The sequence below is a fragment of the bacterium genome (genome assembly GCA_019695335.1).
In the GTDB taxonomy this organism is placed as follows: domain Bacteria; phylum CLD3; class CLD3; order SB21; family SB21; genus JABWBZ01.
On record JAIBAF010000083.1, the window covers coordinates 1 to 13,418 of the forward strand.

At 45.6% G+C, this 13,418-nt stretch carries 11 protein-coding genes; 8 read left to right on the forward strand and 3 right to left on the reverse strand.

Translation table 11 applies throughout. The features are described from left to right. Positions 1 to 170 precede the first annotated feature (170 nt). From K1X84_15280 to K1X84_15310, 7 genes are all read left to right on the forward strand, one after another. Positions 171 to 527, forward strand: a complete 357-nt coding sequence (locus K1X84_15280; GenBank protein MBX7152989.1) for a four helix bundle protein — start codon at positions 171 to 173, stop codon at positions 525 to 527. 41 nt (positions 528 to 568) lie between these two features. Beyond that, positions 569 to 2,041 carry a carbamoyl-phosphate synthase large subunit gene (gene carB / locus K1X84_15285; GenBank protein ID MBX7152990.1) on the forward strand — a complete coding sequence of 491 codons (1,473 nt, stop codon included), beginning with the start codon at positions 569 to 571 and terminating at the stop codon, positions 2,039 to 2,041. Between the two features lie 221 nt (positions 2,042 to 2,262). Then, positions 2,263 to 2,637 (forward strand): hypothetical protein, encoded by a 375-nt coding sequence (locus tag K1X84_15290; GenBank protein MBX7152991.1) that lies wholly within the window; start codon positions 2,263 to 2,265, stop codon positions 2,635 to 2,637. Between the two features lie 197 nt (positions 2,638 to 2,834). Beyond that, on the forward strand, positions 2,835 to 6,329 hold the full coding sequence (locus K1X84_15295) for a GGDEF domain-containing protein (GenBank protein MBX7152992.1): 3,495 nt from the start codon (positions 2,835 to 2,837) through the stop codon (positions 6,327 to 6,329). Beyond that, a complete protein-coding gene (locus tag K1X84_15300; protein ID MBX7152993.1) occupies positions 6,281 to 6,586 on the forward strand; it encodes a hypothetical protein in 306 nt (101 codons plus the stop codon). The genes K1X84_15295 and K1X84_15300 overlap by 49 nt, the downstream gene beginning before the upstream one ends. A 2-nt stretch (positions 6,587 to 6,588) precedes the next feature. Next, entirely contained in the window at positions 6,589 to 10,341 is a 3,753-nt protein-coding gene (locus K1X84_15305) for a hypothetical protein (GenBank protein MBX7152994.1), read from the forward strand. 46 nt (positions 10,342 to 10,387) lie between these two features. Next, the gene (locus K1X84_15310; GenBank protein MBX7152995.1) at positions 10,388 to 11,920 is read left to right on the forward strand and encodes a gluconokinase; all 1,533 of its coding nucleotides are present in this window, start codon (positions 10,388 to 10,390) and stop codon (positions 11,918 to 11,920) included. Positions 11,921 to 11,980: 60 nt separating this feature from the next. Here K1X84_15310 and K1X84_15315 read toward each other — a convergent pair whose 3' ends face one another. Continuing rightward, positions 11,981 to 12,331, reverse strand: a complete 351-nt coding sequence (locus tag K1X84_15315; GenBank protein MBX7152996.1) for a DUF4234 domain-containing protein — start codon at positions 12,329 to 12,331, stop codon at positions 11,981 to 11,983. Positions 12,332 to 12,467: 136 nt separating this feature from the next. Here K1X84_15315 and K1X84_15320 point away from each other — a divergent pair, with 136 nt between their 5' ends. Further along, positions 12,468 to 12,800, forward strand: a complete 333-nt coding sequence (locus K1X84_15320) for a tetratricopeptide repeat protein (protein ID MBX7152997.1) — start codon at positions 12,468 to 12,470, stop codon at positions 12,798 to 12,800. Positions 12,801 to 12,841: 41 nt separating this feature from the next. Here K1X84_15320 and K1X84_15325 read toward each other — a convergent pair whose 3' ends face one another. Next, the gene (locus K1X84_15325) at positions 12,842 to 13,165 is read right to left on the reverse strand and encodes a hypothetical protein (GenBank protein ID MBX7152998.1); all 324 of its coding nucleotides are present in this window, start codon (positions 13,163 to 13,165) and stop codon (positions 12,842 to 12,844) included. Further along, positions 13,162 to 13,418 (reverse strand): phosphoribosylanthranilate isomerase (locus tag K1X84_15330; protein ID MBX7152999.1); only part of this gene is annotated, 257 nt, incomplete at its 5' end. The genes K1X84_15330 and K1X84_15325, both read right to left, overlap by 4 nt.

Genomic DNA, 13,418 nt, shown 5'->3' on the forward strand with positions numbered 1-13,418 from the left:
GAATAATGAATAATGAATAATGAATAATGAATAATGAATAATGAATAATGAATAATGAATAATGAATAATGAATAATGAATAATGAATAATGAATAATGAATAATGAATAATGAATAATGAATAATAAAATGCGAAGTGTATAATGCGAAGTGTATTGGGATAAATAATAATGCAGAGGGAGAATGTAATAAAGAATAAATCATTCGCGTTTTCGGTAAGGATTGTCAATTTATATAAATTTCTGTCTACAAAGAAAAAAGAATTTGTTCTCTCAAAACAGGTATTAAGAAGTGGAACTTCCATTGGCGCTAATATTGAAGAAGCGGATGGAGGAATTTCCAAAGCTGATTTTTCAAATCGAATTTCAATTGCTTACAAAGAAGCAAAAGAAACCCATTATTGGCTCCGCTTGTTACATGAAACCGGCTATCTAAATAAAGAATCATTTGATTCTATCATGTCCGATTGTAACGAAATATGCAAAATCCTGTTTTCAATTTTAAAAACAACCCGAATCAAGAAATGAATTCTATTGTTCATTATTCATTAATCATTGTTCATTGAAACATGCCCAAACGTACCGACATCCAATCCATCCTGATCATCGGCTCGGGTCCGATCGTCATCGGCCAGTCGTGTGAATTCGATTATTCCGGGACTCAGGCTTGCCGCGCTTTGAAAGAGGAAGGCTACCGCGTCATTCTGATCAATAGTAATCCGGCGACAATCATGACGGATCCGGAAACGGCCGATCGCGTGTACATCGAACCGATCACGCCGGCGATGGTCGAAAAGATCATCGAACGCGAACGTCCGGATGTACTTTTGCCGACGATGGGCGGACAGACGGCGCTCAATACGGCGGTGGAATTGGTCAAACAAGGCATTCTCGATAAATACGGCGTGGAAATGATCGGGGCAAAATTCGAATCGATCCAGACCGCCGAAGACCGCGAGCTTTTTAAAGCGGCGATGGAAAATATCGGACTCAACGTGCCGAGAGGCATGTTCGTCAAAGACATGAAAGAAGCGATGGAAGCGGAAGAGATGCTGGACTATCCGATCATTTTGCGGCCGTCGTTTACACTCGGCGGGACGGGCGGCGCGATTGCTTATAATGTCGATGAATACAACGATTTGATCTTGAAAGCATTGGTCGCCAGCCCGATCAGTGAAGTGCTCGTCGAAGAATCGGTGATCGGTTGGAAAGAGTACGAACTCGAAGTTATGCGCGACACTAAAGATAACGTAGTCATTATTTGTTCGATTGAAAATTTCGATCCGATGGGCGTGCATACGGGTGATTCAATTACCGTCGCACCGGCGCAAACACTCACGGATAAAGAATATCAGAAAATGCGCGATGCGGCGATCAAGATCATTCGTACGATCGGCGTCGAAACCGGCGGATCGAATATCCAGTTTGCCATCGATCCCAATACCGGCAAAATGATCGTCATCGAGATGAATCCGCGCGTCTCGCGCAGTTCGGCGCTGGCGTCAAAAGCGACGGGATTTCCTATCGCCAAAATCGCGGCGAAACTTGCCGTCGGTTATTCACTCGATGAAATCCCTAATGATATTACTAAAAAGACTCCGGCTTCTTTCGAACCGACCATCGATTATGTTGTCACGAAAATTCCACGCTGGGATTTTGAAAAATTTCCCGGCGCCGACGCAACGTTGAATGTCCAGATGAAATCCGTCGGCGAGGCGATGGCCATCGGCCGCAATTTTAAAGAATCCTTCCAGAAAGCGTTGCGATCGCTCGAGAATGGCCGTCATGGACTCGGAACGGATGGCAAAGACGCGATGGACATCGCTACAATGGATGAATCGGCTAAAGAAATGTACTGGCAAGAAGTTATTAAAAAATTGCGTGTTCCTAATTCTGCGCGAGTGTTTGCCATCCGGGATGCTATGAAGCTCGGTATGACGGTCGACGACATTTATAAACTCACCTACATTGATCCCTGGTTTTTAAATAATCTGAAAGAGATTATTGATTTCGAAGATACTTTAAAAAAAGCCATTGTTTGATTGACCCTTACTTTCATTTTCCTTCCTAATTTCTACTCAAATTTACCTTTTCATTTCTTACCTGTACAGGCATTTTTTCCGCATTAATTCTGTATAGCGATTCAAAATTCACCCCTTAGACCAATTGCAATCTCTTAAGCCTGATATTAGGTTGTGCAACAGTTTGTGCGCATGAACTAAACAAACGGTTTCATTTTAAAATTAATTTAAGAGAAAGCATTATGAAGATCAGATTAAGAGTTGGTAGTTTTTTTTGTTTTGTATTTTTGATTTTTGTTTCGATCGGATGTCAGAGTTCCACATCTTCTGAATTTACCGACAGCATGGCTGTTAGAATCGATGGGCCGGATGTTCTTGTAAAAAAGACAAAAGGCACTTGGACGGCAGAGCTGAATTCTCAGATTGATGGTGAAGCATCTTACGTATGGTACAAGTCCTACGACGGGAGTGATTTTGGAAAACCCATTTGTTATTCGAAAAGTTATTCGTCGTCAGAATCGAATATTTGGCTGAAAGCAGTCGTTTCGAGTGGCACATCCGAAGGGTCGGCTATCATGTATGTTGACTTTGAGTTTGGCCCGATAATGGAACCTTAATAGCGAACAACGATGCAAAAATGAATAAAATTTATAGAGGTGTGTATAAACCGAGGGTTACACACCTCTATATTTTTCTATATTGTTAGATATAAATTCTTTCATTGCAAATTCGCCCGCCTATTTATAAATTACCCCCGACCACACACACACGCTTACCGGTTATGCCGGATATTCCGTAATGTTGACCCAAATTTATGGAAAACAAAATACATCGTATGGCTGGGGCGGCTTTTATGCTGTTTGCAATAATTGCATGGTTGCCGTCGGCCATTCTGATCGCACAACAAAATAAGTTTCGATTCGAACGCATTTCCGTAGAACACGGTCTTTCGCACAGTATGGTTTATACCATTGTGCAGGACCAAAAAGGATTTTTATGGTTTGGCACGCAGCGAGGCCTCAATAAATTTGACGGCTATTCCTTCACTGTTTACGAAAACAATCCTCTTGATAAAAACACATTGTCGGATAACGATATCAGCCAGTTGTACGAAGATAAACAAGGCATGCTTTGGCTGGCGACATGGGGCGGAGGTCTGAATAGATTTGATCCCTATTCTGAAAAATTTACATACTACCTTCACGATCCGGCTAATCCGAATAGCCTGAGCGACAACCATATCCAGACCATTTTTGAAGATCATGCCGGTCAATTGTGGATAGGATCGGCGGAAGGCGGGCTGACAAAATTTGATCGTCAGAACAATCGGTTTAGTCATTATGTTAACGACCCGAAAAATTCCGAAAGCATCAGCCATAATCGCGTCTGGTCAATAGCCGAAACGCAGGAAAACGGCGTCTATGTATTATGGGTTGGGACAACGGACGGACTAAACCGTTTTGATCCCACTACTGGAAAATTTAAATCCTATCACAACGAGCCGGGAAATTCCAACAGTCTCAGCCACAGTAATGTCCGGACATTGTATGTCGACCGCAAAGGTACTATTTGGGCGGGCACCCAAAGCGGCCTCAATGCATTTGATCCTAAAACCGGTATCAGCAAACGTTATCTCAATGATCCATCGCAGCCGTTTTCACTCAGCCACAATATTGTCAATTGTATTTATGAAGATATTGCCGGCAATATTTGGGTTGGTACGAATGGCGGAGGTCTGAACCTGCTCGATAGGACGACAAACCGATTCCGCCGTTTTATCAATGATCCCGCGAACCAAAGCAGTTTGAGTTACGACGATATTCGCTCCATTGTCGAAGATCGTTCCGGTAATTTGTGGATTGCCACGCGTGGAGGCGGTATCAGCAAACTCAATCGACGGTCCGAAAAATTTACTCACTTTTTTCATGAGGCCAACAACCGTAATACGATCAGCAATAATAGCATCCGCTCGGTGTACGAGGATCAAACCGGCCTGCTGTGGATCGGGACGGATGGCGGCGGTGTAAATGTGTGGGATCCCCAGAAAGAGACCATGACGCTTTTTCCAAGCGGCTCGCTCAATGGATTGAGTAATGAATATGTGTATACGATTTATGAGGATGATACCCGTCATTTATGGTTTGGCACACGCAACGGGCTGACCGAATACGATCCTCAGCGTAAACGCTTTCAGCATTATTTTCATGATCCGAATAATCCGAATTCACTGAGTTTTAACAACGTTCAGGCGCTGATCGAAGATCATAACGGCTTATTTTGGATCGGTATGTTTGGCGGAGGGTTGGATTGCTGGAACCGGAAAGACAATACGTTTACACATTATAATCAGGACAATTCCGTTCCGTATTCGATATCCGATGATCGTGTGTATGCTTTATACGAAGATAAAAGCGGTACGATTTGGGTCGGCACTTTTGCCGGAGGGTTAGGTCAGATCGTCCCGGAGAAATCTCCTGCCATCACGTTTTATAAAAACGATCCCGAGAATCCTTACAGCATCAGTCATAATTCTGTGCGGTGTATGTACGAAGACCGTAACGGCCATTTGTGGATCGGTACGGAAGGGGGCGGTCTGAATTGTCTCGACCGTCAATCCGGAAAATTTTACCGTTATACGGAAAAAGACGGTTTAAGCAATGACGTCGTCTACGGAATTTTGGAAGATGGTCAAGGGCGTTTGTGGCTCAGTACGAATAATGGATTGTCGCAATTTACACCGCCCTCCAATCCGTATTCGCATTATCAGGAACGGAGCAATCTTTTCAGGAATTATTATGAAAATGACGGATTGCAGAATAATGTTTTTAATCAAGGCGCTTATTATCGTGGAAAAAACGGGCAATTGTATTTTGGCGGGATCAACGGCTTAAACCAATTTAACCCCAAAGATATTCAGATCAATAATTACGTTCCGCCGATCGTTTTGACTGCATTTTTGAAATTTGATAAGCGGCAAAAATTTAACCGCGCGATCGCCGAAGTGGACGATATCCAATTATCGTACGAGGATAATTTTTTCGCATTTGAATTTGCCGCGCTGGATTTCAGCTATCCCGACAAAAACCATTATCAGTATAAACTGGAAGGATTTGACGAGGATTGGATTTATGCCGGAACGCGGCGGTACGCCAGCTATACGAATCTTGACGGCGGTGATTATGTTTTGCGCATCAAAGGCTCGAATAATGATCTGATCTGGAACGAGGACGGCATTGCCGTAAAAATCTATATCGAACCGCCGTTTTGGGCGACGTGGTGGTTCCGCATTCTGGCTGCGGTCGTTGTGATCGGCGGCGTACTGGTAGGATTTCAAATGCGCATCCGTGCCGTGATCGCTCATCGTAACGAATTGGAAAGGGAGGTGATCGCCCGGACCAAAGAACTGAAGATGCAAAAAGATCAACTCGAAAATGCCTTGAAAGATCTTCGTGAAACGCAGAGCCATTTGATCCAATCTGAAAAAATGGCTTCTCTCGGCCAATTGACGGGAGGCATTGCGCATGAAATTAATAATCCGCTTGCTTTCGTCGACGGTAATCTGAATTATTTTGAAGATTATCTGAAACGCCTGACCGGCATTATCGAATCGTACGAACAAGTTATCCATCATGCGGAAAAAGAAGATGCGAAACTAAACTTAGACGAATTTCGCAAAATCCGGGATCATTACGATTATCATTTCATCGAAGAAGATATGATGAAACTGATTCATTCATGTAAAAACGGCACTGAACGAATTAAGCGTATCATCAAGGATTTACGTAATTTTGCCAATATTGACGATAATGAATTGCGTCATGTTTCCGCACATGACTGCATCAATACCACGCTCTCACTTCTCACCAGCCAATACAGCGATCGCATTGAAATCATCAAAGAATTTGGTGATGTGCCGGAAATATTATGTTATCCCGGCGCGCTGAACCAGGTATTTATGAACCTGCTTCTGAATGCCATTCAGTCGATTCCTAAACGCGGACAAATCCGCATCGTGACGCGACGGCTTCCGTTGCAGGCCGGTACGGCGTTCGATCAGGGTGGCGTTGAAATTCGCATGAAGGATACAGGATCGGGTATTCCTGATCTTATCCGCGGAAAAATTTTCGATCCGTTTTTTACTACCAAAGATGTCGGCCAAGGGTCGGGGCTTGGCCTTACGATCAGCTACGGTATTATTGAGAAACATGAAGGCACCATTGATTTTGTCAGTGAAGAGGGTAAGGGTACGGAGTTTATTGTGTGCCTGCCGGCCGAATCGCCATCGTTAAAACATCGTTCTACTCGGTGATAATTCCACATACGGGAGTCGGTATGCGCTCCATGCTTCGGGGATGCCTGTGGGTGTGGCTTCAGACAGCGTTGTATGCACAAACGCCCGTTTTCGAACGCCTGACCATCGACCAGGGATTATTTCAGACTACAATCAATAGTATTCTCCAGGATTTGCAAGGCCTGCTATGGCTGGCGACGCAAGACGGCTTGAACGTATTCAACGGGTACGATTTTACCGTCTACATTCCCATTCTCAAGCATCGGGATTTTTGAACGTGAAAACTTTTCACCATTGTATAGCGACGGCCGCCGCCTTCTTCGGGCTTTGTGGCTATACGTTTGCACAAGAACACGCCATTGAATTCGAACGCATCGGTTTGAATCAGGGTTTGTCGCAGAGCAGTATCAATTGCATTCTTCAAGACCGTTCCGGTTTTTTGTGGTTTGGGACGCAGGATGGATTGAACCGGTATGACGGATATTCATTTACGATTTATAAAAAAATCGATTCCGATTCACTTTCCATCAATGACAATTGGGTTAATGCTTTGTGTGAGAGCCGGGATGGCATGATCTGGATTGGAACCGAACGGGGTGTGCTCTCGAAATACGATCCTTCCCGCAATACATTTCACCATTACCGTTACCGAAACGAAGAATCCGGAAAAGTGCAAGCCTTTAGTATTCGCGCGATTGCGGAAGACGAAAAAGGATTTATCTGGGTCGGCTCGGAGGGAGGATTGAGTCGCCTCGATCGGAATACCGGTGAGTGGAAACATTTTCCGTCATCGTTTGCTTCGTTGAATGCTGTGACGGCATTATATGTCGACCGTCGCGGACGGATATTATTTGGCACTGTCGGTGGCGGTTTGCATATCACTGATGGAGAAAAGTTTACAGCCTATCGTTCCAGAGTCGACGATCCTTATTCACTGAGCCATAATACGGTCACAGCCATTACCGAAGGACGTGACGGCAATTTTTGGATCGGTACGGTTAACGGCCTTAATTTTATGGATGCGAATACCGGTTCATGCAAACGGTATATGCCCAATGTGAACGATCCTTACAGCCTCACGAATTCAGCGATCACAGCCCTGGCCGAAGATCCGCAAGGCAATCTCTGGATCGGAACGAATGCCGGTTTAGATGTAATTAAAAGAGGGACCCATTCATTTGCTCACTACCGCTACAAATCGCTCGGCAGTCAAAGTCTCAGCAACAACACGGTGATCAGCTTGCTTGCCGATAGGACCGGAACGATTTGGATCGGTACGAATGCCGGGGGCATCAATAAATACGATCCGTTTCAACAGAAATTTGCTCATTTCCAAAGCGATCCTGAAAACCCGAATAGCTTGTCTGACAACAACGTTCGTGCTGTTTATGTTGATCGGAGCGGTCTCGTATGGATCGGTACGGAAACCGGCGGCATGGACAGTTATGATCCGCGTAACGGCCGATTTTTTAATTATCGTTATGATTCCAGAAGCGGCAATACTATCAGTCATAATACTATTCGTGCATTTTTTGAAGACCGACGAGGCGAATTGTGGATTGGAACCAACGGCGGGTTGAACAAACTTGATGCCGCGCGAAAATATTTTTCCGTATTCAAAAACACGCCGGGCGATCCGACAACGCTCAGCAGCGATATGATTCGAGTCATTATGGAAGATCGCGAAGGTATGATCTGGGTCGGTACCTACGGAGGAGGATTGAGCCGATGGGATCCGGGGTCGAAAAAATTTATACGGTTTCAATTCAATCCCGACGATTCCGGAAGCATCAGCGACGATCGGGTCATGGCTTTGTGTGAAGATGCCAACGGTACGTTGTGGATCGGGACCAACGGAGGAGGACTCAACCGCTTTGATCCTCAAACGCAGCGTTTTATCCGTTTTCAAAACGAAGCGGGCAATTATCAAAGTTTGTCCAACAATCGCATTCGTTCGATTTATGCCGATACACGCCGCGGTGTTTTGTGGATCGGTACGAGCGGCGGCGGGTTAAACCGTATGGATCCCGCGACCGGGAAGTTCAAGCGTTATTCAGAGGAAAACGGATTGCCTAATGCCGTAATCTATGGGATATTGCAGGACGATCATGGTTTTCTGTGGATGAGCAGCAATCGCGGCCTCACGAAATTTGATCCTGACAAAGAAACGTTTCGTAATTACGACGTCAATGACGGTTTGCAGAGCAACGAATTTAACAGTCTTGCCTATTTTCGCGATAACAAAGGAACGATGTATTTTGGCGGGATCAACGGATTCAACGTGTTTCATCCCGACAGTATCCGCGACAATCCTTATTTACCGCCACTTGTCATCACAGCCGTAGAACGATTCGATCACCATTTTCCGTTAACCGATCCGGTCAGGCAGGAAATTATACTGGATTATGAAAACAACTTTATTGCATTTACATTTGCCGCGCTGAACTTCAGCAATTCCGCTAAAAATTTATACGCTTACCGTCTGGAAGGATTTGATGCGGACTGGATTTATTCGGGAACACGCCGCTATGCAAGTTATACTAATCTGGATCCCGGAAATTACACGTTTAGGATCAAAGGCAGCAATAACGACGGACTATGGAATGAAGAAGGTACATCCGTGCGGCTGATTGTTCTTCCGCCGTTCTGGAAAACATGGTGGTTCAGGTTATTGATACTTTCGACCGTAGTTGTGATCGCATGGAGTATTTACAACTGGCGCGTACGTGCTTTGCAGAAACAAAAAGCCGAATTGGAAAAATTAGCCGAAACGCGTACATGCGAATTGCAGCGGAAGAAAGACGAATTGGAAAAAATCAACGTCATCGTACGCGAAATCAATTCCCAACAGAAGTTTGTCGACTTATTATATGTAATTCTCCGGCAAGCCAGCATCATAACCGGCGTCGAGAAAGCAACGGCTTTAGTATTGGATCAGCCGTCGCGGACCTTTCGGTTCAAAGCCAGTACGGGATGGGAGATGGAATCGCTGCGGGATATTGAATTGACGCCCGAAGAAGCTACGGCGCGGTATACCGAAAACACGGAAGAAATTTTTCCTGACATTCATATTGTACGTAATGTTAAAGGACGTAGCGCGGAACAAAAATTGCACCATTTGCAATTGCCCAAAGCGATGATGATCATGAGAATACGGATTGACGAAGCAGTGGAAGGGTATTTTGTATTTGATAACATGCATGACGCCCGGGCATTTGAAAACCAGGAAGCAGGATTATTAAGTAATTTAAAAGAACATATTGTATCCGCATTTATTAAAACTAAATTACTGGAAGAATTGCGCGTACTGACTTCTGAATTGAAACGGCTCAATGAGAAAAAGAATGAATTTTTAGGCATCGCGGCTCATGACTTACGCAACCCGCTCAGCAGCATTCGCGGATTTATGGAAATCATGATTCAGGATATTACCCGCGGCGTTTTCGAACCGGAGGAAGGAAAAAAAGACCTGCAGCGCATCCTTGCACATTGTGAACATATGACGGATCTGATCAATCAATTACTGGACATTTCGGCCATCGAATCCGGCAAAATACATTTTACGATTCGCCCGGAATCGTGGTATCCTATTATTGATGAACGTAAACCGTTCCATGCTCGCGCGGCAACGCAGAAAAATATACGGCTCAATTTTGATACGTTCGGCGAATCACCGAAAGTCAAAGCCGATCGTTACCGTATGACGGAAGTGCTGGATAATTTACTCAGCAATGCCATTAAGTACACTTATCCCGGCGGCGAAGTAAGAGTGTCATGCGAGGCGCATCCGTATGAAGTGATTACTCACATTCGCGATACAGGGCAAGGATTGAGCAAAGAAGATCTCGACAGGATTTTTACAACATTTGGAAAACTAAGTGCGCGTCCGACGGCCGGTGAAACCAGTACCGGGTTAGGTTTGGCCATTGTAAAAAAAATCGTCGAACTGCACGGCGGCCGTGTATGGGTGGTCAGCGAAAAAGGCAAAGGATCGGTTTTCAGTTTCTCGCTTCCGAAAACCGAAGTCTGATTTTGAATCAACCGAATTACTTTACATAAATTCTGCGGAGGCAATTATGAAAATTGAACATCGTCCCGTCAAACTCAAGCGGGCTGAACGTCCGCTGATACTGGCCATCGATATCGGTACGTCGTCAACGCGCGCGTTGGTGTACGATGCATTGGGGAGGCCCGTGAAAAACGCCGTTTTTCAGGTGGGATATATGATGAATACAACGCCCGACGGTGGTGTGTTTGCCAATCCGAAATTAATTGTAGACAGTACGGCCGAATGTATCGACCAAGTCATGAAAGCTTTGGGTAAACATGCCGAGGACATTAAGGGCGTCGGGTTTGATACTTTCTGGCACAACATGATGGGTATCGATGCCGCCGGTAAACCGACGACGGCCGTGATCAATTGGGCCGACACGCGTCCGCGGAGCGTCGTCGATATGCTGCGTTCGAAACTGGATGCCGAAGAGATTCACGCGCGTACCGGTTGTGTATTGCATCCGAGTTATCTGCCGGCAAAAATTTTATGGTTTGCGCAACACCAGAAAGAAGCGTTCAGAAAAACCCGGACGTGGATGTCCATCGGTGAATATTTGTATTATGTTTTTTTTGGCAAAGCGGTGTGCGGCATTTCGATGGCCTCGGGCACCGGTTTGCTCAATCAGAATACGGCGCAATGGGATGAAAAAATTTTTGAAGCGCTGCCGATCACGCCGGCGAAATTATCCGAATTGGGCGATGTGGACATGCCGTTGAGCGGTTTGAAAGCGGCTTTTGCCAAACGCTGGCCGGCATTGGCGCACATTCCGTGGCTGCCGGCAGTGGGCGACGGAGCCAGTTCCAATATAGGAACCGGTTGCGTTGAGGCGGATCAACTTTGCATTGTCATGGGTACGTCGGGAGCGTTACGCGTTTTGTGGGAAGCGAAATCCGTCGAGATTCCACCCGAGTTGTGGGTTTACCGTGCCGATAAACGGCGATTTGTAATGGGCGGTGCGTTGAGCGACGGTGGTAATTTGCGAAAATGGCTGGTGAGCCATCTGGCTATCGAAGGCGGCAAAAAAGGCGTCGACGCCGCCTGTCATTCAACCAAACCCGACGCGCACGGTCTGACGATTTTGCCATTCTGGGCGGGGGAACGCAGCACAGGATGGCACGAACACGCTCGCGGAATGATCGAAGGATTGAACCTGAATGTCAGCCGCGAATCGCTCGTTCGGGCAACGCTCGAATCGGTGTGTTATCGGTATGCGGCGATTTACGAAATTTTCAAACGCCAGAAAATGAAAGTCAAAACGATCATTGCGTCCGGCGGCGGGTTCGTCGATTCGGCGATGCTGACGCAAATGGCGTCGGATGTTTTGGGATTTCCGATCACGCAATCCGGCGAAGCGGAAGGTTCCGCACGCGGTGCAGCGATCATGGCTTTGGAAACCATCGGCGCGATCAAATCCATCGGCGATATGCCAGTGCCATTGGGAAAAACATTTAAGCCCAATACAAATGATCATCGAATCTACGCCGCCGCGCGTGAACGGCAACAAGTACTCTACGATCTGGTTTCCAAAAATTGGTGGGAAAGAGAAAAAGAGTAGGATATAATACGAAGAGCGAAACGATGTTTCGCTCTTCGTTTGCAATTATACAATCGTCTATTAAGCCGGCGTGCTTGTCCCTGCGGCGTCTGCCCGTTTATTTAAATCCATTTGCACGATGAACCAAACGGCCGGAGAAAAAACAAGCCACAGTACAAACATCAGCCAGCGATTGAATTGTTCGGTGGAAGCTTTTTCGTAGATTTCGCCAAATTTGTAGTACGAATAAAACGCTCCGAATGGCACGAAGATCAACACGGTCCACAATGCCGGAGACGCCTCTGCGTCATTGGTAATCTGTTTTAATTCCTCTGAAACAACATAGAACCAATAGATCACATACAATCCGCATGTGACGATGGTTAGCAAAACCTGCATCAGCATGTTCCGCTTTTTAATTACAGCCGCCATATTCTCCTCCGGAAATTAAAATTAAAGTAATCGGAATTAAGTTAAGTCAAAAAACAAGGACAATCAAGCGAGGCTTGTTTTTTAATGGACAAAGCTTGAGTGATGGGCTGCAAGTTTTAATATATTGGCGTTGTACTTGGCATTGGGGCAACACGATGAAGCGCTCAGTCATTTCCGGCAGTCGCTGGAAGTGCTGGGGTGGTACTGGGGAAGGGCACTCGCGAGAGGCTTAATTTATCATAACATCGCGATAGTGTATGATTTGCGCGGCGATTATGAACGGCGTTTGAATATTATACCAAAACTCTCCGGATCCGGGAGGCTGTCTTGGATCAGGATCACCCTAATATTGCGAATACGTACAACGATCTCGGAAATCTTTTTAACAATAAAAAAGATTTTGATCGTTCATTACAATATCATCGTCAAGCGTTGCAAAAACGAACGATCTTTTCATAGAGATCATTAGCCTCTATGGCTTTTTCGGGGTCATCCTCAGTCATTAAATTTTCAATAGGAGATTTCACCGGAGAATCGGAAGATTGGACCAAGGCGGCTTTCGGCAATAATGGCTTTTTCTTTTTTGGTTTCGCGCAGGAGTAATTTCCAACATTGAAAATAAATTGATTTGATTACATAATGTTCTTCAATGCTATGAATATCCTGTTCCTTAATAGAAACAATGTTCAGGAACACCTGGTTGGCCAGCGCATCAAAATCGGCCAATTCGGTTTTAGAAAAATCGCGCTGGTGTTTGGAATGAAAACCGCAGATAAATTCATACCCGCGGGTACCGGGCGAAAAATAAAGCTGATAAAGTTTTTCCGGTTTCATGCCTGCACCGCTTTGAAAAAAGCCTGAAGTTTCTGGGTATCCAGTTTTCCATCCGTTCTGACGCCGCTACAGACGTCCAGGCCGAACGGCCCGACGGCATCGATCGCTTCACGAACATTGGAAGGATTCAGTCCTCCGGCGAGGAACATCGGTATCGTCAGTCGTTCGCGGATCGTGCGGCTGATGCGCCAGTCATGCCGTCGTCCGGTGCCGCCGAGTTCTTTCACCGCCAGATTCTGATTGCCGCTGTCGA